Origin of the sequence: Saccharothrix sp. HUAS TT1 (assembly GCF_040744945.1) — a bacterium.
Taxonomy (GTDB): Bacteria; Actinomycetota; Actinomycetes; order Mycobacteriales; family Pseudonocardiaceae; genus Actinosynnema.
Window position 1 is genome coordinate 5,530,738 of the sequence record NZ_CP160453.1, and the last position, 22,560, is coordinate 5,553,297.

At 75.1% G+C, this 22,560-nt stretch carries 4 protein-coding genes; 3 read left to right on the forward strand and 1 reads right to left on the reverse strand.

Annotation, left to right across the window (positions count from 1 at the left end):
• Positions 1–5: 5 nt before the first annotated feature.
• From AB0F89_RS24805 to AB0F89_RS24815, 3 genes are read left to right on the forward strand one after another with little or no spacing between them, the layout of a single operon-like run.
• Entirely contained in the window at positions 6–17,108 is a 17,103-nt protein-coding gene (locus AB0F89_RS24805; RefSeq protein ID WP_367127977.1) for an SDR family NAD(P)-dependent oxidoreductase, read from the forward strand.
• Positions 17,095–19,338, forward strand: coding sequence for a cytochrome P450 (locus tag AB0F89_RS24810; RefSeq protein ID WP_367127979.1), 2,244 nt, complete (start codon positions 17,095–17,097; stop codon positions 19,336–19,338). Before AB0F89_RS24805 ends, AB0F89_RS24810 begins: the two co-directional genes overlap by 14 nt.
• A gap of 1 nt (position 19,339) precedes the next feature.
• Entirely contained in the window at positions 19,340–20,503 is a 1,164-nt protein-coding gene (locus tag AB0F89_RS24815) for a macrolide family glycosyltransferase (protein WP_367127980.1), read from the forward strand.
• Between the two features lie 51 nt (positions 20,504–20,554).
• On the opposite strand, the gene AB0F89_RS24820 is transcribed toward AB0F89_RS24815, so the two are convergent.
• Positions 20,555–22,531: a carbamoyltransferase gene (locus AB0F89_RS24820; protein ID WP_367127981.1), complete on the reverse strand. Its 1,977-nt coding sequence runs from the start codon at positions 22,529–22,531 to the stop codon at positions 20,555–20,557.
• Positions 22,532–22,560: the final 29 nt, after the last annotated feature.

Below are 22,560 nucleotides of genomic sequence, written 5' to 3' on the forward strand. Positions count from 1 at the left end.
CTGCCATGGCCGACGAAGACAAGCTCCGCAGTTACCTCAAGCGCGCGACGGCCGACCTGCGGGTGATGGGCAAGCGGCTGGCCGAGGTGGAGGAGGCCGCCCGCGAGCCGATCGCGATCATCGGCATGGGCTGCCGCTACCCCGGCGGCGTCGGGTCGCCGGACGACCTGTGGCGGCTGGTCGCCGACGGGGTGGACGCGATCGGCGACTTCCCGGCCGACCGGGGCTGGGACGTGACCTTCGACCCGGACCCGGACCGGCCGGGCGCCACCTACGCCCGGTCGGGCGGGTTCCTCGCCGACGGCGCGGGGTTCGACGCCGGGTTCTTCGGCATCTCGCCGCGTGAGGCGCTGGCGATGGACCCGCAGCAGCGGGTGCTGCTGGAGACGGCGTGGGAGACGTTCGACCACGCGGGCATCGACCCGACCTCGTTGCGCGGCAGCCGGACCGCCGTGTTCACCGGCGTGTGGTCGTCGGGCTACGCCGCCCAGCCGCCGCCCGACCTGGAGGGCTTCCTGGCCACCGGCATCGCCACCAGCACCACGTCGGGCCGGGTGTCCTACCTGCTCGGGCTGGAGGGCGCGGCGGTGTCGGTGGACACGGCCTGCTCGTCGTCGCTGGTCGCCATCCACCTGGCCGCGCAGGCGCTGCGCGCGGGGGAGTGCACGCTCGCGCTGGCCGGCGGCGTCACGGTGATGGCGACCCCGGCGGGGTTCGTGGAGTTCTCCCGCCAGCGCGGCCTGGCCCCGGACGGCCGGATCAAGTCGTTCGCCGACGCCGCCGACGGCACGAGCTGGTCCGAGGGCGCGGGTCTGGTGCTGCTCGAACGCCTGTCCGACGCGCGCCGCAACGGCCACCGCGTCCTGGCCGTGGTGCGGGGCAGCGCGGTGAACCAGGACGGCGCGTCCAACGGCCTGGCCGCGCCCAACGGCCCGTCGCAGGAGCGGGTGATCCGGCAGGCCCTGGCGAACGCCCGCCTGGAACCGGCCGACGTGGACGCGGTCGAGGCGCACGGCACCGGCACCACGCTCGGCGACCCGATCGAGGCGCAAGCCCTGCTCGCCACCTACGGCGCCGAGCGTGACGTGCCGCTGTGGTTGGGCTCGGTGAAGTCGAACATCGGCCACACCCAGGCCGCCGCCGGCATCGCGGGCGTGATCAAGATGGTGCAGGCGATGCGGCACGGCGCCCTCCCGCGCACCCTGCACGTGGACCGGCCCACCGGGCACGTCGACTGGACGGCCGGGAACGTCTCCCTGCTCACCGAGCCGACGCCGTGGCCGGAGGCGGACCGCCCGCGCCGGGCCGGTGTCTCGTCGTTCGGCATCAGCGGCACCAACGCCCACGTCGTCCTCGAACACGTCCCCGCCGAACCCGAGTCCACAGTGGACGCACAGGTGCCGTGGCTGGTCAGCGCCCGCACCGCGCCCGCGTTGGCCGCGCACGCCGAACGCCTCGAAGCGGTCGACGCCCCCGGGGCGAACATCGGCTGGGCGCTGGCCAACCGCACCCACTTCGAGCACCGCGCCGTCGTCCTGGACGACCACCGCGCCGGGCTGCGCGCTGTGGCCGAGGGCCGTGACGCCCCCGGCCTGATCACCGGCCAGGTCGGCGTCCCGGGCAAGACCGTGCTGGTGTTCCCCGGCCAGGGCGCGCAGTGGCGGGGCATGGGCCGCGAGCTGTACGACACGTCGCCGGTGTTCCGCGACCACGTCGACGCCTGCGCCGAGGCGCTGGCGCCGCACGTGGACTGGTCGCTGGTGGACGTCCTGCGCGACGGCGCGCTGGACCGGGTGGACGTCGTGCAGCCCGCGCTGTTCGCCGTGATGGTGGCGCTGGCCGGGCTGTGGCGCTCCCACGGCCTGGTCCCGGACGCGGTGGTCGGCCACTCCCAGGGCGAGATCGCCGCCGCGCACGTCGCGGGCATCCTGTCGCTGGCGGACGCCGCCAAGGTCGTCGCCCTGCGCGCCAAGGCCCTGGTGGAGCTGGCCGGGCGCGGCGGCATGGTGTCGGTGGCGCTGTCACCGGACCGGGCCGCCGCCTACCTCGAACGCTGGGGCGGCCGGCTCACCGTCGCCGTGGTCAACGCGCCCGGCGCGGTCGTCGTCTCCGGCAACCGCCGCGACCTGGACGAACTGCTCGCCGCCTGCGCCGCCGACGACCTCCGCGCCCGCGCGCTCCCGGTGGACTACGCCGCCCACTCGGTCGAGGTCGAGGCCATCCGCGACCGGCTGCGGCGCGACCTGGCCGGCGTCACGCCGCGCCCCGCCGCCGTCCCGCTGTACTCGACGGTCACCGGCGAGCCCGCTGCCGACCTGGACGCCGACTACTGGTACCGCAACCTGCGCGAGCCGGTCCGGTTCGACCACGCCACCCGCACCCTGCTCGACCACGGCCACGGCGTGTTCGTCGAGGTCAGCCCGCACCCCGTGGTGACGTCGGCGATCGAGGAGACGGCCGACCGGCGGGACGTCCTGGTCACCGGGACCCTGCGCCGCGACCGGCCGGCGGAGTTCCGCACCGGCCTGGCCCGGCTGCACGTCCGGGGTGTCGAGGTGGACTGGCGACCGCTGTTCCCGACCGGCGTCACGCCCGCGCCGCTGCCCGCGTACCCGTTCCAGCGGCAGCCGTTCTGGCTGCGGCCGACCGCCGCCGGGACCGGCGACCACCCGCTGCTGACGACCTCGGTCGACCTGCCCGACGGCGGCGCGGCGCTCACCGGCCGGGTGTCGCTGTCCACCCACCCGTGGCTGGCCGACCACGCCGTGCGCGGGTCCGTGCTGCTGCCCGGCGCCGCGTTCCTGGAACTCGCCGCGCACGCCGCGACGAAGGTCGGCGCGGGCGCGGTGCGCGAACTGGTGCTGGAAGCGCCGCTGGTGCTGGACCACGACCCGGTGCGGCTCCAGGTCGTCGTCGGAGCGCCGGACGACACCGGCCACCGACCCGTCACCGTGCACTCGCACGCCGGCGAGTGGGTCCGGCACGCCACCGGCACCCTGGGCGACGCGCCCGAACCCACCGCCGACTGGGCGTCGCCCTGGCCGCCGCCGGACGCCGAACCGCTCGACGTGACCCACCTCTACGACACCTTCGCGGCGCTCGGCTACGACTACGGCCCCGCGTTCCAGGGCGTCACGGCCGCCTGGCGGGTCGGCGACGTCGTGCACGCCGAGGTCGAGGCCCCCGCCGCCGAGCGGTTCGCGCCGCACCCGGCGCTGCTCGACGCCGCCCTGCACCCGGCGGCGCTGCTGACCCCGGACGGACCGGCGGGGCTGCCGTTCGCGTTCTCCGGCGCGGTGCTGCGCCCCACCGACGCCACGGTGCTGCGGGTGCGGCTCTCGGGTGGTCCCGGTGGCTACGCGGTCGCCCTCGCCGACCCCGACGGCGCGCTGGTCGCGTCGGTGGACTCGCTGTCGGTGCGGCCGTTCACCCCGGACGACCTGTTCCAGCTCAGGTGGTCGCCGGTGCCCGCCGAGATCACCACCTCCGACGACGCGGTCGCCCACCACGTCTCCGACCACGCTCCCGGCGAAGCCCTGGCGGCCGTCCGGGAAGTGCTGGCGGCGCTCCAGGAGCACGACCGGCTGGTGGTCGTCACCCGCAACGCGGTCGCGGCCGTGCCCGGTGACGTGGTCGACCTCGCGCACGCCGCCGTGTGGGGGCTGGTGCGCTCGGCCCAGGCCGAGCACCCCGGCCGGTTCCTGCTGGTGGACGCGGACGACTCGTGGGACGGCGACCTGGCCGGCGAATCGGAGTTCGCGGTGCGCCGGGGCGTGCTGCTCGCGCCCCGGCTCGTCCGGGTGGACCGCGCGCTCACCCCGCCGGCCGGGCCGTGGCGGCTGGAGGACGTCGGCACCGGCAGCATCGACGATCTCGCGCTCGTGCCCCGGCCGGAGTTGGCCGATCCGCTGGGCCCCGGCCAGGTGCGGATCGGGGTGCGGGCGGCGGGCCTGAACTTCCGCGACGTGCTGATCGCGCTGGACGTCTACCCCGGCGAGGCGCTGATGGGCGGCGAGGCGGCGGGCGTGGTGCTCGACGTCGGCCCGGACGTCGACCGGTTCCGGCCGGGTGACCGGGTGTTCGGCCTGGTGCCCGGCGCGTTCGGGCCGGTCGCGGTCGCCGACCACCGACTGCTCGCCCCGATCCCGGACGGCTGGTCGTTCGCGCGGGCGGCGGCCGTGCCGGTGGTGTTCCTGACCGCCTGGTACGGCCTGGTCGACCTGGGCCGCGTCCGGCCCGGGGACAGGGTGCTGATCCACGCCGGCGCCGGTGGCGTCGGCCTGGCGGCCATCCAGCTGGCCCAGCGTTTGGGCGCGGAGGTGTTCGCCACGGCGAGCCCCGGCAAGTGGCACGTGCTGCGCGACCGGGGGTTGGACGACGACCACATCGCCTCGTCGCGGACGCTGGAGTTCGAGCAGCGCTTCCCCCCGGTCGACGTGGTGCTGAACTCGCTGGCCGACGAGTTCGTGGACGCGTCGCTGCGGCTGCTCGCGCCCGGCGGCCGGTTCGTGGAGATGGGCAAGACCGACGTCCGGGACGACACCGGCGTCGACTACACCGCCTTCGACATCGCCGACGCCGGTCCGCGCCGGCTCGGCGAGATCCTGGCCGACACCGTGCGCGCCTTCGCCGACGGCGTGCTGACCCCGCTGCCGCTCGACGTGCGGGGGGTGCGGGACGCGGTCGACGTGTTCCGGCACATGAGCCAGGCCCAGCACGTCGGCAAGATCGTGCTCACCCTGCCCGCCCGGCTCGACGGCACGGTGCTGATCACCGGCGGCACCGGGACGTTGGGCCGGGCGCTGGCCGCCCACCTGGTCGCCGAGCACGGCGTCCGGCGGCTGGTGCTGGTGAGCCGCAGCGGTGGTGAACCGCCGGAGCTGGACGCGGACGTGCGGGTGGTCGCGTGCGACGTGTCGGACCGGGACGCGGTCGCGGAGCTGGTCGCGTCGATCCCGGACCTGACCGCCGTGGTGCACGCGGCCGGGGTGCTGGACGACGCCGTGGTCACCGCGCTGACGCCGCGCCAGGTCGCCGACGTGTTCGCGCCCAAGGCGCGGGCGGCCTGGCACCTGCACGAGCTGACCCGGGACCTGGACCTGGCGGCGTTCGTGCTGTTCTCGTCCGCCTCCGGCGTGCTGGGCAGCCCCGGCCAGGGCAACTACGCCGCCGCCAACGCGTTCCTCGACGGCCTGGCCGCGCACCGGCGCGGGCTCGGCCTGCCCGCCGTGTCGCTGGCCTGGGGTTACTGGGCCGAGGCCAGCGGTATGACCGGGCACCTCTCCGACGCCGACCGGCAACGCCTGACCCGCGCCGGCGTCGTGCCGCTGACCACCGGGCACGCGCTGGAGCTGTTCGACGCGGCGCTGGCCGTCGACCGGGCCGCGGTCGCGCCGGTCGCGCTGAACCTGGCCGCCCTGGCCCGCACGCCCGTCCTGCCGTCCGCCCTGCGCTCGCTCGTGGGCCACCGCCCGGTGAAGCGCCCGGTCCACCGCGGCGGGCTGGCCGACCGGCTGCGGTCGCTGCCGGAGGCCGAGCAGCTGGCCGCGGTGCTCGACGTGGTCACCGCCACCACCGCCACCGTGCTCGGTCACGCCTCACCGGACGCCGTCGACGTGCGGCAGCCGTTCAAGGACCTCGGGTTCGACTCGCTGACGGCGGTGGAGCTGCGCAACCGGCTCGGCTCGGCCACCGGGCTGCGGCTGCCCGCCACGATCACGTTCGACCACCCGACCCCGGCCCGGCTGGCCGACCACCTGCGCGGCGAGCTCGTGGGCACGCGCCGGGAGGTCGCCGCGCCGGTGGTCCGCGCGGTGGACGACCCCGCCGAGGCCGATCCGATCGTGATCGTCGGCATGGGCTGTCGGCTGCCCGGCGGGGTGGAGTCGCCGGACGACCTGTGGCGGCTGGTGTCCGACGGGGTGGACGCGATCACCGACTTCCCGACCGACCGCGGGTGGGACCTGGACCGGCTCTACCACCCCGATCCGGACCACCCCGGGACCAGCTACACCCGTTCCGGTGGGTTCCTGACCGACGTGGCCGGGTTCGACGCCGAGTTCTTCGGGATCTCACCCCGTGAGGCGATGGCGATGGATCCGCAGCAGCGCATCCTGTTGGAGACGGCGTGGGAGGCGTTCGAGCACGCGGGTGTCGACCCGACGTCGTTGCGGGGCAGCAGAACGGGGGTGTTCACCGGCATCTGGTCGTCCGGGTACGGGACGTCCGCGGGGGCGGAGGGGTACTTCGGCACCGGCGCGGCGACCAGCGTCGTGTCCGGCCGGATCGCCTACCTGCTCGGGCTGGAAGGCGTCGCGGTGTCCCTCGACACGGCGTGCTCGTCGTCGCTGGTGGCGATGCACCTGGCGGCGCAGGCGCTGCGGTCGGGTGAGTGCACGCTGGCGCTGGCCGGTGGCGTGACGGTGATCGCGACGCCGATCGGGTTCACCGAGTTCTCGCGTCAGCGCGGGCTGGCGGCCGACGGCCGGTGCAAGCCGTTCTCCGCCGCCGCCGACGGCACCAGCTGGGGCGAGGGCGCGGGGTTGGTGCTGCTGGAGCGGCTGTCCGACGCGCGCCGCAACGGTCACCAGGTGCTGGCGGTGCTGGCCGGGACGGCGGTGAACCAGGACGGCGCGTCGAACGGGTTGACCGCGCCGAGCGGTCCGTCCCAGGAGCGGGTGATCCGGCAGGCGCTGGCGAATGCAGGGCTTCAACCGTCCGATGTGGACGCGGTGGAAGCGCACGGTACGGGTACGACGCTGGGTGACCCGATCGAGGCTCAGGCGTTGCTGGCCACCTACGGCGCTGAGCGTGATGAGCCGTTGTGGCTGGGCTCGGTGAAGTCGAACATCGGTCACACCCAGGCGGCGGCCGGTGTCGCGGGTGTCATCAAGATGGTGATGGCCCTGCGGCACGGGCGGCTGCCGAAGACGTTGCACGTGGACGAGCCGTCGCCGCACGTGGCGTGGGAGCGCGGCAACGTGCGGCTGCTCACCGAGGCGGTCGGCTGGCCGGAGACCGGCAGGCCGCGCCGGGCGGCGGTGTCGTCGTTCGGGATCAGCGGGACGAACGCGCACGTCGTGCTGGAGCAGGCGCCGGACGCGGTCGAGCGGCCCGCCGCGGTCGAGCTGCCGTGGCTGGTGTCGGCCAAGACCGAGCCCGCGCTGCGGGAGCAGGTCCGGCGGGTCCGGGAGTTCGCGGCCGGGCGCCCCGACGTGGTCGGGATCGGGCGGGCGCTCGCCGGTCGGGCCAGGTTCCCGCACCGCGCGGCGGTCCTCGGGCCCTCCGACGTGGTCTCCGGGGTGGCGGGGTCGCCGGACCGGGTCGTGTTCGTGTTCCCCGGCCAGGGGGCGCAGTGGGTCGGGATGGGCCGGGAGCTGTACGAGGGCGCGCCGGTCTTCCGGGAGGCGATCGACGAGTGCGCCCGCGCACTCGACCCGCACACCGACTGGTCGCTGGTCGAGGTGCTGGCCGGCGGGTCGCTGGACCGGGTGGACGTCGTGCAACCCGCGCTGTTCGCCGTGATGGTGGCGCTGGCGCGGCTGTGGCGGTCGGTCGGCGTCGAGCCGGACGTGGTCGTCGGCCACTCGCAGGGCGAGATCGCCGCCGCGCACGTCGCGGGCGCGCTGACGCTGGAGGACGCGGCCCGCGTGGTCGCGCTGCGCAGCCGGGCGCTGGTCGCGCTCGCGGGCCGGGGCGGGATGGTCTCACTGGCCATGTCCGCCGACCGGGCCGCCTCCTACCTGGCCCGGTGGGGCGACCGGCTGACCGTCGCGGTGGTCAACGCCCCCGGCTCGGTGGTCGTGTCCGGTGACGACGACGCCCTGGCCGAGCTGCTGGCCGACGACCAGGTCCGCGCCCGCCGCCTCCCGGTGGACTACGCCGCCCACTCGCCCCAGGTCGAGGCCATCCGCTCGCGGTTGGCGGCGGACCTCGCGGACATCACGCCGTCGTCCGGCCGGGTCCCGTTCCACTCCACGGTGACCGGCGAGGTGATCGACACCGCCGGCCTGGACGCGGCCTACTGGTACCGGAACCTGCGTGAACCGGTGCTGTTCTCGTCGGTGGCGCGGGCGCTGGCGGCCACCGGTTCGCCGGTGTTCGTGGAGGTCAGCCCGCACCCGGTGCTGGTGCCCGCGCTGGAGGAGCAGGACGCCACCACGACCGGCACCCTGCGCCGGGGCGACCCCGACTTCCCGGCCGCCGCCGCCCGGCTGTTCGTGCTCGGCGTGGACGTCGACTGGGGCGTTCCGGCGGGCCCGCCGGTCGGCCTGCCGACGTACCCGTTCCAGCGCGAGCGGTTCTGGCTCGCCGCCGGCGGGTCGGGCGACGTGTCGGGCGCGGGCCTGGACCCGGTCGACCACCCGCTGCTCGGCGCGTCGGTGGAGCTGCCCGGTGACGGGGCGGTCGTGCTGACGGGCTCGTTGTCGACCGCGGCCCAGCCGTGGTTGGCGGATCACGCCGTGCTGGGGACCGTGCTGCTGCCCGCCGCCGCGTTCGTGGAGCTGGTGGCGCACGCGGCCGGTGTGGTCGGGTGCGCGGCGGTCGAGGAGGTCGTGCTCGAAGCGCCCCTGGTGCTCGACGGCGCCGTGCGGGTGCAGGTGGTGGTGGGCGCGTCGGAGGGCGGTCGGCACCCCGTGGAGGTCCGCTCCCAGGGGCAGGACGGCTGGGTGCGGCACGCCAGGGGCGTCCTCGTCCCCGAACCGGTGACCGCACCGGCGTTCCCCCCGATGTGGCCGCCCGCCGGTGCGGAGCCGGTGGACGTGCGGGACCTCTACGACGCACTGGCCGGCGCCGGGTACGAGCACGGGCCCGCGTTCCAGGGCGTGCGCGCGGTGTGGCGGTCGCGGAACGAGGTGTTCGCCGAGATCGCGCTGGACGACGTCGACCACCGGTACGGGGTCCACCCCGCGCTGCTCGACTCGGCCCTGCAACCACTGGCGCTGCTCGCCGACACGACCGAGGTGCGGCTGCCGTTCTCGCTGACCGGCATCACGGTCCACCACCCCGGCGCGACCTCCGCCCGGGTGATGCTGTCGGGCAACGTCACCGAGGGCTACGCGGTGGCGCTCGCGGACGACTCGGGCGCGCCGGTCGTGACGATGGGCGCGGTCACCACCCGCCCGATGGCCCGGTCCGTTGACGACGCCCTGTTCCAGCTCGACTGGATCCGCCGCGACGACGGCCCGGTGGCGGCGGACCGCGTCGTCGCGCCGACCACGGCGGAGGAGGCGCTGGCGCTGGTCCAGGCGCACCTCGCCGACGACAGCGAGACGCGCCTGGTCGTCCACACCCGCGCCGCCGTCGCGGCCGTGCCCGGCGACCGCGTGGAGAACCTCGCCGGCGCCGCCACCTGGGGCCTGGTCCGCGCCGCGCAGGCCGAGCACCCGGGCCGCTTCGCCCTGGTGGACACCGACGACTCCCCGCCGGTCGTGCCGGCGGACGAGGACCAGGTCGCGGTGCGCCGCGGCGCGGTCTTCGCGCCACGCCTGGTCCGGACGACCGCGCAGCAGCCTGTTCAGGGAACCCTGACCCGGCCCACCACCGGCAACCTGGACGACCTGGCCTTCACCACCCCCGATGCCGACCCCGCGTTGCAGCCGCACGAAGTCCGCGTCCGCGTCCACGCCGCCGGGCTGAACTTCCGGGACGTCCTGATCGCCCTCGGCGTCTACCCGGTCCCCGCGCCGCTCGGCAGCGAAGGCGCGGGCGTCGTCACCGAGGTCGGCGAAGCGGTCACCGGCCTCCGGGTCGGCGACCGGGTGCTGGGCCTGCTCTCCGGCGCCTTCGGCCCGAGCGCGGTGGCCGACCACCGGGTCCTCGCCCCGCTCCCGGCCGACTGGTCGTTCACCCGGGCCGCCGCCGTTCCGATCGCCTTCCTGACCGCCTGGTACGGCCTGGTCGACCTCGGCCGGCTCCGGGCCGGCGACCGGGTGCTCGTCCACTCCGGCGCGGGCGGCGTGGGGATGGCGGCGGTCCAGCTGGCCCGGCGGGCCGGCGCGGAGGTGTTCGCGACCGCCAGTCCCGGCAAGTGGGACGTCCTGCGGGACCTCGGGCTGGACGACGACCACATCGCCTCCTCCCGCACCCTGGACTTCGAGCGGCGCTTCCCGCCCATCGACGTGGTGCTGAACTCGTTGACCGGCGAGTTCACCGACGCCTCCCTGCGGCTGCTGGCCGACGGCGGCCGGTTCGTCGACATGGGCAAGGCCGACCTCCGCGACGTGCCCGGCTACCGGGCGTTCGACCTGGCCGAGGCCGGGCCGACCCGGCTCGGCGAAGTCCTGGCCGACGTCGTGCGCCTGCTCGCGACGGGCGAGCTCCAGGTGCCGCCGATCACCACCTGGGACGTCCGGCGCGCGTCCGAGGCGTTCCGGCACATGAGCCAGGCCGGGCACACCGGCAAGATCGTGCTGACCGTCCCCTCGCCGCTCGACCCGGACGGCGCGGTCCTCGTCACCGGTGGCACCGGGACGCTCGGCGGGCTCGTCGCCCGGCACCTCGTCACCGCGCACGGCGTGCGGAAGCTGGTGCTGGCGAGCCGGTCCGGTGACGCGCCGGAACTCTCGGCCGAACTCACGGCGCTGGGCGCGCACGTCACCACCGCCGCCTGCGACGTCGGCGACCGCGAAGCGCTGGCCGACCTGCTGGCCACGATCCCCGACCTCACCGCCGTGGTGCACGCGGCCGGCGTGCTGGACGACGGCGCGATCCACCAGCTCACCCCGGACCGGCTCGCGGCCGTCCGCGCGCCGAAGGCCGACGCCGCCCACCACCTGCACGAGCTGACCCGGCACCTCGACCTGCGGGCGTTCGTGCTGTTCTCGTCGGCCGCCGGGGTGCTCGGCAGCGCGGGCCAGGGCAACTACGCCGCCGCGAACGCCGCCCTCGACGCCCTGGCCGAGCACCGCCACCGCCAGGGCCTGCCGGCGGTGTCCGTGGCGTGGGGGCAGTGGGCGCAGGACAGCGGCCTGACCGGTCGCCTGACCGGGACCGACCGCCGCCGGCTCGAACGCTCGGGCGTCGTGCCGCTGTCCACCGAGCAGGGCCTTGCCCTGTTCGACGCCGCCCTCACCGCCACCGGTCCGACGCTGGTGGCGGCCGGGCTGCGGGTGTCCGCGCTGGGCGACCAGCCGGTGCTGCGCGCCCTCGCCCGCCGCGCGAAGACCCCGAAGTCCGCCGCGGCCCGGGAGCTGGCCGCGCTGCCCGAAGCCGAGCTGCGCGCCGCCCTGCTGGACCTGGTCGCCACCCACAGCGCCGCCGTCCTCGGGCACACCGACGCGGTCGACGCCGACCGGGCGTTCAAGGACCTCGGGTTCGACTCGCTGACGGCGGTGGAGCTGCGCAACCGGCTGGCCGCCGCCGTCGGCGTCCGGCTCTCGGCGACCATGACGTTCGACCACCCCACCCCGACCAAGCTGACCGACCACCTGCTCGGCGTCCTGCTGGGGCGGCAGCGCCGGTCCGCCGCGCCGGTCGCCGCCGCCTCCACCGACGACCCGGTCGTGGTGGTGGGCATGGGCTGCCGGTTCCCGGGCGGGGTCGGTTCGGCGGCGGAGCTGTGGCGGTTGGTGTCCGAGGGCGTGGACGCGATCGGCGACTTCCCCTCCGACCGGGGCTGGGACGTGGCCCGGCTGTACGACCCGGACGGCGGGCCCGGCACCAGCTACACGCGGTCCGGCGGGTTCCTGGCCGACGTGGGCGGGTTCGACGCGTCGTTCTTCGGCATCTCGCCGCGCGAGGCCGTCGCGATGGACCCGCAGCAACGCCTGGTGCTGGAGACGGCGTGGGAAACCCTCGAACACGCCGGTGTCGACCCGACCTCGTTGCGGGGCAGCCGGACGGGCGTGTTCACCGGCAGCTGGGCGTCCGGGTACGCGGGCGGCGTGGACCAGGTCTCCCGCGACGTCGAGGGCTACCTGGCCACCGGCGCCGCCACCAGCGTCACGTCCGGCCGCGTCTCCTACCTGCTCGGGCTGGAAGGGCCGGCGGTGTCGGTGGACACGGCCTGCTCGTCGTCGCTGGTCGCCATCCACCTGGCGGCGCAGGCACTGCGGTCGGGGGAGTGCGACCTGGCGCTGGCCGGCGGTGTGACGGTGATGGCCACCCCGGCCAGTTTCGTCGAGTTCTCCCGGCAGCACGGCCTGGCCGCCGACGGCCGCGCGAAGTCCTTCGCCGCCGGGGCCGACGGCACGAGCTGGGGCGAGGGCGCCGGTCTGGTCCTGCTGGAACGCCTGTCCGACGCCCGCCGCCACGGCCACCGCGTCCTCGCGGTCCTGCGGGGCAGCGCGGTCAACCAGGACGGCGCGTCCAACGGCCTCACCGCACCCAACGGCCCGTCGCAGGAGCGCGTGATCCGGCAGGCGCTGGCCAACGCCGGCCTGCGACCGTCCGACGTGGACGCGGTGGAAGCGCACGGCACCGGCACCACGCTCGGCGACCCGATCGAGGCGCAAGCCCTGCTGGCCACCTACGGCGCGGACCGCGCCGAACCCCTCTGGCTGGGCTCGGTGAAGTCGAACATCGGCCACACCCAGGCCGCCGCCGGCGTCGCGGGCGTGATCAAGGTGATCGAGGCGATGCGCCACGGCCTGCTGCCGAGGACGCTGCACGTGGACGCGCCGACCCCGCACGTCGAGTGGCAGGACGGCGAGGTCCGGCTGCTGACCGAGTCCCGGCCGTGGCCGGTGGCCGACCGGCCCCGCCGGGCCGGTGTCTCGGCGTTCGGGATCAGCGGCACGAACGCCCACCTGATCCTCGAACAGGCGCCGGACAGCCACGTCGAGGTGACCGAACCGGCGCCGTGGCTGCTGTCGGCCAAGTCCCCGCAGGCACTGCGGGCCCAGGCCCGGCGGCTGCGCGCCTTCGCCGACGACCCGGCGGTCGGCGCGGCTCTCGCGGCGCGGACGGCGTTCCCCTACCGGGCCGCGCTCACCGATCCCACCAGGATCTCGGCCGACCTGGATGCCTTGGCCGACGCCCCGGTCGAGAAAGCCACTCCCACGAAGACCGCGTTCGTGTTCTCCGGCCAGGGTTCCCAGTGGCGCGGTATGGGGCAACGCCTCCGCGATGCCTATCCGGTGTTCGTGGAGGTCTTGGACGAGGTGTGTGGCCGTCTGGACTTGTCGTTGCCCGATGTGGATCTTGATCAGACCCGTTACACGCAGCCTGCGTTGTTCGCCATCGAGGTGGCGCTGTACCGGTTGGTGGAGTCGTTGGGCTTGAGGCCGGATCACCTGGTCGGTCATTCGGTGGGCGAGGTCGCCGCCGCGCATGTCGCGGGGGTGTTGAGCTTGGAGGACGCCTGCACTCTCGTCTCGGCGCGGGGTCGGTTGATGCAGGAGTTGCCGTCCGGTGGCGCGATGGTGTCGATCCGCGCCACCGAGGCCGAGGTAGCGGCGACGCTGCCTGAAGGGGTGACCATCGCGGCGGTGAACGGGCCTGAGGCGGTGGTCGTCTCCGGCGACGAGGACGCGGTGCTGGAGCTGGCTGACCTGTGGGAGACGCTGGGGCACGAGACGCGGCGGCTCTCGGTCAGCCACGCGTTCCACTCCTCGCACATGGACCCGATGCTGGACGAGTTCGCGCGAGTGGCCGAGAGCCTGACCTACCGCCCACCGGCCGTGCCGATCGTCTCCACGGTCACGGGCGAACCGACCGACGTGAGCACTGCGGCCTACTGGGTGCGTCAGGCCCGGGAAGCGGTGCGGTTCGAGGACGCGGTGCAGTGGTTGCGCGCCCACGGCGTCACGGCGTTCCTGGAGATCGGACCGCACCCCACACTGGTCCCCAATGGGGTGATGCGGCGCGACCACGACGAGCCCGAACGGGTCCGCGCCGCCCTCGGCCGGCTCTGGGAGCAGGGCGCGGACTGGCGGCCACCGGCGCCCCGCGTCCACCTCGACCTGCCCGCCTACCCGTTCCAGCACGAGCGGTTCTGGCTGGTCCCGAGCACGCCCGCCGACGTGGCCGGTGCGGGCCTGGACGCGCTGGAGCACCCGCTGCTGCGGGCCGCCGTGAAGCTGCCCGACGGGCAGGGCGCGGTGCTGACCGGCGTGCTGTCGCAAGCCGCGCACCCGTGGCTGGCCGAGCACACCGTCCTCGGCACGGCCCTGCTGCCCGCCACCGGGTTCGTGGAGCTGGCCGTGCGGGCGGGCGGCCAGGTCGGCTGCCCGGTGCTGGCCGAACTGGTGCTGGAGGCGCCGCTGCCGCTGCACGACCCGGCGCACGTCCGGGTCACCGTCGGCGCGCCGGACGAGTCCGGGCGGCGTCCCGTCACCCTCCACTCGCGCACCGCCGCCGAGCCGGACGACTGGACCCGCCACGCCACCGGAGTCCTGCTCCCCGAACCGGCCACCCCGGCGGCGGCCCCGGCCACCTGGCCGCCCGCCGGCGCGACACCGGTCGACATCGCCACCCTGTACGACACGCTCGCGCAGGAGGGCTACGACTACGGCCCGACGTTCCAGGGCCTGCGCGCCATCTGGCGGCACGGCGACGACCTGCACGCCGAGGTCGCGTTCCCGGCCGACACCGCCGGCCTGACCGGCTACGCGATCCACCCGGCCCTGCTGGACGCGGCGATCCAGCCGCTGACCCTGCTCACCGGCATCACCGCCGACGTCGACGGACCGGGGCAGAGCCTGGCCAGGCTGCCGTTCTCGTTCGCCGGCGTGTCGATCACCGGCACGGCCGCCGCGCTGCGGGTCGTGCTCTCGCCCACCGCGCCGGACACCTACGCGGTGCGGGTCACCGACACCGCGGGCGGTCCGGTCGCGACCATCGACTCGCTCGTGCTGCGACCCGTCGAGCTGGGCGGCCTCGCCGTCGCCCGGCACCCCAACTCCCTGTTCACCCTCGACTGGACCCCGCTGCCGATCGCCGACGCGCCGGACGTCGCCGCCCGGTTCCACGAACTCGTGAGCGGCGCGGGTGACCCGGTCGACCGGACGCACGCGATCACCCGCCAGGTCCTGCACGAGGTGCAGCGGGCGCTGGCCGACGACACCCGCCTGGTGGTCGTGACCGAAGACGCCGACGACCTGGCGCTCGCGGCGGCCCGGGGCCTGGTGCGCAGCGCGCAGACCGAGCACCCCGGCCGGTTCCTGCTGGTCGACCACGACGGCACGGAGGCGTCCCGGCAGGCGCTCCCGGCCGCCGTGCGCACCGCGTTCGCCCGGTCCGAACCACAGCTGCGCCTGCGCGCCGGCGAAGCCCTGGCCGCTCGGCTGACCAGGTCCACCAGGGACGGAACGCCGCGCGCGCTGTCCGGCGCCGCGCTGGTCACCGGCGGTTTCGGCGTCCTCGGCGGCCTGACCGCACGCCACCTGGTCACCGCGCACGGCGTGCGGCACGTCGTGCTGGCCGGTCGCCGCGGTGTCGACACCCCGGGCGCGGCGGAGCTGGTGGCCGAGCTGACCGGGCTCGGCGCGACCGTCACGACGGCCGCGTGCGACGTCGCCGACCGGGAAGCCCTCGCCGGGCTCCTCGCCACCATCGACGACCTGCGCGTCGTCGTGCACACCGCGGGCGTGGTGGACGACGCCGTGGTCGGCTCCCTGACCACCGGGCAGCTGGCTGCCGTGCTGCGGCCCAAGGTGGACGCGGCCTGGCACCTGCACGAGCTGACCGACGGCCTGGACGCGTTCGTGCTGTTCTCCTCCGCGGCGGGCGTGCTGGGCAGTCCCGGCCAGGCCAACTACGCGGCGGCGAACTCGTTCCTGGACGCCCTGGCCCGGCGCCGGCACGCCCTCGGCCTGCCCGCGCTGTCGCTGGCCTGGGGCTCGTGGGCGCAGGAGAGCGGCATCACCGGCCACCTCACCGAGGCCGACCGGAACCGGCTGGCCCGCGCGGGCCTGACCCCGCTGCCGACCGATCGCGCGCTGGCGCTGTTCGACGCCGGTCTGGCGGCCGGGTCGCCGGTGCTGGTCGCGGCCAACCTCGACCCGGGCACGGCGGCCACGCCGCTGCTGCGCGACCCGGGGCGGTCCCGGCGCGGGCCGGTCCCGGCGGTCGCGCCGGCGGACCTGGCCGACCGGCTCAAGGCGCTGGCCGAGCCCGAGCAGCGGGCCCTGCTGCTGGAGGTGGTCAACGCGCACAGCGCGGCCGTCCTCGGCCACACCACGCCGCTGACCGCCGACCCGCAGCAGGCGTTCCGCGACCACGGCGTCGACTCGCTGACCGGGATCGAGCTGCGCAACCGGCTCAACGCGGCCACCGGCCTCGACCTGTCCGCGACCGCCGTCTTCGACTTCCCGACGCCCGCCCAGCTGGCCAACCACCTCTACGGCCGGTTGCGCGGCACCGCCAACCGGACCGCCGGTCCGCTGGAAGCGCTGCTGCGCAAGGCGATCGACGTCGACCGCGCGCCCGACGGCCTCGACCTGCTGGCCACCGCGGCCCGCCTCGCGCCGCTCGCCGACCGGCCCGCCGTGACGCCGGTCAAGCTCACCACCGGGTTCGTGCCGCCCGCGCTGATCTGCCTGCCGTCGGCGTTGGCGTTCACCGGCGTGGAGGAGTACGCGCGGTTCGCCGCCGCGCTGGAGGCGATGCGGGACGTCACCGCCGTGCCGCTGCCCGGTTTCGCGGGCGACCCGCTGCCCGCCACCGCCGAGGCGCTGGTCGACGCGCTCACCGACGCCGTCGCGGAGCTGGCCGTCGGCGAGTTCGCCCTGGTGGGCCGGTCGGTCGGGGCCTGGCTGGCGCGGGCCGTGGCCGGTCGCCTGCCGGGCCGGGGGGTGACACCGGCGGCGGTCGTGCTGATCACCCCGGTCGAGGACCCCGGCCCGGTGCTCGGCGGTGTGCTCGACGCCGCGCACCAGGTGCACGCCGTGGACGACGACCGGCTGGTCGCCATGGCCCGGTACCTCGACCTGGCCGGGCAGTGGGAGGCGGAGCCGACCACCGCGCCGGTGCTGCACGTCGGCACCGAGCACGAGCGCCCGCCGGCCGGCCGGGAGTCGGTCGTGGTGGCCGGCGACCACTTCACCGCGCTGGAACAGCACTCCGCCTCGACCGCGCTGGCGATCAGCAGCTGGCTCATGGACTTCCGCGGGTACGGCGCCGGGTTGTCCGAACTCAGGGAAAGGGACGTCCATGATCTGGGATGACGTGTTCATCGGCGGCACCGGGCACTACCTGCCGCCGCGCACGCGGGCGACGGACGCCGTGCCGGACACCGACACCATGCGGCGGCTGCTGGCGCTGTCGGACTTCACGTCGTTCACCCGGTCCGACGACGTCACCGAGCACGCCATGGCGGTGCGGGCCGCGATCGGCGCGCTGCGGCAGTCCGGGATGACCGGCGCGGACATCTCGATGGCCGCCTACGCCCAGATGGACCACCAGGACCACATGGCGTCCTCGTGCCACCTGCAGCGCGTGCTCGGCCTCGGCCACGCCCTGGTCTACGAGGTGGAGGCGACCAGCAACGGCGGCTCGGCCGCGCTCCAGGCCGCCGCCGCCCACCTGGTGGCCGACCGGTCCGCCACCGCCACCCTGGTCACCGCGACCGCCCGGTTCCTGCCGCCGCGCTGGGAGCGCTGGCAGCCGACCGTCGGCATCTTCCTGGCCGACGGCGCCGCGGCGGCCGTGCTGACCCGCGACGGCGGCCGGGCCCGCCTGGTGGCCACCGCGAACAGCTCCGCCACCCAGATGGAGGTGCTGGCCACCCCGTCCATCCCGGACCCGCTCGGGCACCGCAACCGCACGCCCATCGAGGTCACCGGCCTCGCTCCCTACCTGACGCTGATGAGCGAGGCGCTGGTCGGCGCGGTCGAGCAGGCCGCCAAGGAGGCGAACGTCGCGGTCTCCGACGTGACCAGGTTCGTCATCACCGGCCTGGGCCTGGCCCAGCTGGAGGTGGTGGTGCTGGAACCGCTCGGCATCGACCTCGACCGCACCACCTGGCCGTTCCTGCGCGAACTCGGCCACGTCGGGCCGTGCGACCAGCTCCTCGGGATCGACCACCTGCTCAACGACCCGACGACGAAGCCGGGCGACACGATCATGGTCGTCGGGCTCGGCATGGGCTCGCGGTTCACCGCCGCGCTGCTGGAGGTCACCGAGCCGCCCGCGCGCGGCACGACGTTCGTGGCGGAGTCGGCGGAGGTCCCGCCGGTCGACCGGTACACCATCGACCCGTCCGGCGCGGACATCTTCGGCGAGGCGGCCCGGCTGCGCGAACGCGGCCGCGTCACGCCCGTGGAGCTGCCCGGCGGCATCGGCGCGTGGTCGGTGACCGGCCACGACGCGGTCAAGGCGGTCCTGGTGGACCCGAACGTGTCCAAGGACGCCAACCGGCACTGGCCCGCGTGGCGCAACGGCGAGATCCCGCCCGACTGGCCGCTGATCATGTGGGTGGCGATGAAGAACATGTTCACCGCCTACGGCGAGGACCACGCCCGGCTGCGCAAGCTGGTGGCCAGGGCGTTCACCGCGCGGCGCATCGACGCCACGCGGCCGCGGGTCGAGGAGGTCACCGCCGAGCTGGTCGACGCGCTGGCCGCCGTGCCCCGCGGCCAGGTGGTCGACCTGCGCGCCGAGTTCGCGTTCCAGCTGCCGATCCGGGTGATCACCGGCCTGTTCGGGCTGTCCGAGCGGACCGGCGCCGACCTGCGCCGGCTGGTCGAGGCGGTGTTCAGCCTCGACGCCGACCCCGAGGGCGTGCAGGCGGCGTCGGCCGAGCTGTACGTGCTGCTGAAGGGGCTCGTCGCGGAGAAGCGCGCCGATCCCGGCGACGACCTGACCACCGACCTGATCGCGGCCCAGGAGGAGGACGGCGCCCGGCTCAGCGAGCAGGAGCTGCTGGACACGCTGCTGCTGACCATCAGCGCCGGCTTCGAGACCACGGTCAACCTGCTCGACAGCGCGATCCACGCGCTGGCCACCCACCCCTCCCAGCTCGCCCTCGTCACGGCGGGCGACGGCAGCTGGGATGACGTGGTGGACGAGACGCTGCGCTGGCAGGCCCCGGTGCCGAACCTGCCGCTGCGCTACGCGGTGGCCGACGTCGAGGTGGCCGGCGTGCCGATCGCCCGGGGCGACGCGATCCTGGTGTCGTTCGGCGCGGCCGGGCGGGACCCGGCGCGGCACGGGGAGACCGCCGAGGAGTTCGACATCACCCGGCCGTCCCGGCGCGACCACCTCGCGTTCGGCCACGGGGTGCACTTCTGCCTCGGCTCGCCGCTGGCGCGGATGGAGGCCACGGTGGCGCTGCGCGCGCTGTTCGAGCGGTTCCCGAACCTTCGGCTCGCCGTGCCGTCCGCCGAGCTGGAACCGTTGGGCTCGTTCTTCACCAACGGCCACAAGACCCTGCCCACCGTGCTGGAGGAAGACTGAGATGGCGCACTTCGCGTTCGTCAGCGCGCCCGCGTCCGGGCACGTCAACCCCACCCTGCCGGTGGTGCGGGAGCTGGTGGCGCGCGGCCACCGGGTCAGCTACGCCACCGGGCCCGCCACCGTCGAGGGCGCGGTGGCGGCGGGCGCGTCACCAGTCGTGCTGCCGTCGGAGCTGCCGCCGGACATGGACGCGCGCGGCGAGTTCACCGCCGACCAGCTGGCGGTGACGCTGGAGCACTTCCTGGACGACGCCGAGGTGTCGTTCCCGGTGCTGGCCGAGCACTTCCGCGCCGACCGGCCGGACGTCGTGTGCTACGACTCGGTGACCTTCACCGGGCGGATGCTGGCCAACCTGCTCGGCGTGCCCGAGGTGGCGCTGGTGCCCACGTTCGCCGAGAACGAGCGGTTCTCCGCGACTCGGGTCTACCTGCCGCCGACGTTCGACCACCAGCACCCGGCGCTGGTGGCGGCGATCGGGCGGATGGCGGAGTTCGCCTCCGGGTTCAGCTTCCTGGACGACCCGAACCTGATGTTCGGCCACGTCGCGCCGACGAGCCTGGTGTTCATCCCGCGGTCGTTCCAGCTGGCCGCCGAGACGTTCGACGACCGGTTCCACTTCGTCGGCCCGTCGCTGGGCAGCCGGCAGACCGACGAGCAGTGGTCGCCGCGGACCGGCTCGCCGGTGCTGCTGATCTCGCTGGGCACGGTGTTCAACTCGCGGCCCGAGTTCTTCCGGACCTGCGTCGAGGCGTTCGGCGACTCGTCGTGGGAGGTGGTGATGTCCGTCGGCGCGCTGGACCCGGCGCGGCTCGGGCCGCTGCCCGCGAACTTCTCGGTGCACGCCCGCGTGCCGCAGGTGGCCGTGCTGCGGCACGCGTCGGTGTTCGTCAGCCACGCCGGGATGAACTCGATCATGGAGTCGCTGTGCCACGGCGTCCCGTTCGTCGCGGTGCCGCAGATCCCGGAGCAGCGCGCGATCGCCGACCGGTCGGCCGAGCTGGGGGTCGGCGTCACCCTGGAGGACCGGACGGTGGAGGGGCTGCGCGCGGCCGTGTCGGCGGCGTCGGAGCGCCGGGCGGCGGCCGAGGGGATGCGCGAGGTGGTCCGGTCCGGCGGCGGCGCGGTCGCGGCGGCCGACGTGCTGGAGGACCTGCTGAAGCGGTGACGGTCCCGGGGTGGTCCGCCCGGTCGGCGGGACCACCCCGGGGTCCGGTGATCAGACCTTGGGCGCGAGCGCGAAGAACCGCCGCTGCCACAGCGACACGAGTTCCGCGCGCACCTCGTCGGTGAGCCGCCCGGCCAGCGCGGCCACCGTGCTGACCCCGTCCGCCGCCGCCAGCAGGTCGAACACGGCGGGCGACACGGTCGCCGACGGGCCGAACGAGTGGTCCAGGTAGACCTCGCCGCGCACCTGCTCACCGGGCCGCCAGTCCTGGCGCAGCCGGGCGCCCGGGCGCGGGGTGAGCACCAGGTCGTCCAGCGCCCGCTCCACCGGCGTCCGCCGCCGGACCAGGAAGTCCTCCACCACGAGCACGTCGATGTCGGTGGTCAGGTAGCCGGTGACCACGTCGAGCACGGACTGCACGATCGGCTCGGCGTTGTTGTTGAACGAGGTGTTGAGCAGCACCGGCGTGCCGGTCAGCTCGCCGAACCGGGTGATCAACCGGTGGAAGCGCGCGTTCGCCCCCGGTGCGACCACCTGGACGCGGGCCGTGCCGTCGACGTGCGTGACCGCGCCCAGCTCGGCCCGCCGGTCCTCGCGCACGTGCACCACGAACGACATGAACCCGTGCTCGGCCTCGGTGCCGGTGAGGTCGAAGTAGGTGGCCGCGGCCTCCGGCGTGACGGCGGGCGCGAACGGCCGGAAGCCCTCCCGCTTCTTCACCATGGCGTTGATCCGGTCCCGGTTCTCCGCCGGGCGGGCGTCGGCGAGGATGCTCCGGTTGCCCAGCGCGCGCGGGCCGAACTCGGAGCGGCCGTGCGCCCAGCCGACGACCGCGCCGCCTGCCAGCAGCTCCGCCGTCGCGGCCACCACGTCCGGCGAGCGCTCGACCTCCACCACACCGCTCCACGCGCGCAGCTCGCGCTCCACCTCGTCCGGGCCGCCGAGGTCCGGTCCCAGGCTCGCGCTCACCAACCGCTCGACCCTGGTGTGCGGCCGGCCGAACCGCTGGGCGGCGACGATCGCCGCGCCCTCCGCCGCGCCGGCGTCGTGCGACGACGGGTGCACGAACACCTCCTCGAACAGTCCCGAGCGCAGGATCACGCCGTTGAGGCTGCTGTTGTGCGCGACCCCGCCGGTGAAGCAGAGCCGGGTCGCCCCGGTCTGCCGCGCCCAGTGCGCGATCACGTGCATGGCGATCGTTTCCAGCGTCTCCTGGAGCCCGGCCGCGAAATCCTTGTGCTCCTGCGTCACCGGTTCACCGGCCCGCCGGGCGGCGAATCCGCGCGCGTAGAACGGCGCGACGGTCGGATTGATCTCGACCAGTGACGGGATCATCTCGTATTCACCGTCGGGCAGCAGGCGGTACAGGCTGCGGAACTGCTCGCGGAACGTCGCCGGGTCGCCGTACGGGGCCAGTCCCATCACTTTGTACTCGTCGCCGAAACCGTAGCCGACGTGGCCGATCGCGTCCTGGTACAGCTGGCCGAGCGATTGCGGCACCGAATACGACTTCAGCTCCCGCAGTTCGCCGGAACCGGCCAGGTGGATGGTCGTCGAGTCGTTCTCGCCGCGACCGTCCATCACCACGACCAGGGCGTCCGACATGCCCGACCGGGCGAACGACGACCAGGCGTGCGCGACGTGGTGCCGGGTGAACACCACCCGGTCCGGGTCCACCTCCCAGTCGAAGTGCTCGCGGAACCGGTCGCGGAGCAGGTCCAGGCCGTAGCGCACCGGCTGCACCGGTGTGGCCACGTGGAAGTTGCCCAACCCCAGGTCGACCAGGTCCTGGCCGAAGTAGTAGCCGATCGCGTCGACGTCCTCCGGCCGGGCGCCGGCCAGGTCCAGGCACGCCCGGATCGCGCCGGCCGGGAACCTGTTCGTCTTCTTGATCCGGTTGAACCGCTCCTCCTCGGCCGCGGCCACCAGCTCGCCGTCGGCCACCAGGCACGCGGACGCGTCGTGCATGTAGGTCCGGTACAGGGCCGGCATCAGGTCGAAATGCCCGCTTATGCCCAACGTCAGCATGCCGCTCCACTCCTGTCAGGGCCCGCGCT

Bases quoted from the DNA above. Each gene is read 5' to 3' on its own strand.
- AB0F89_RS24805 (WP_367127977.1), top strand. From the start codon at position 6: ATGGCCGACGAAGACAAGCTCCGCAGTTACCTCAAGCGCGCGACGGCC.
- AB0F89_RS24810 (WP_367127979.1), top strand. From the start codon at position 17,095: ATGATCTGGGATGACGTGTTCATCGGCGGCACCGGGCACTACCTGCCG.
- AB0F89_RS24815 (WP_367127980.1), top strand. From the start codon at position 19,340: ATGGCGCACTTCGCGTTCGTCAGCGCGCCCGCGTCCGGGCACGTCAAC.
- AB0F89_RS24820 (WP_367127981.1), bottom strand. From the start codon at position 22,531: ATGCTGACGTTGGGCATAAGCGGGCATTTCGACCTGATGCCGGCCCTG.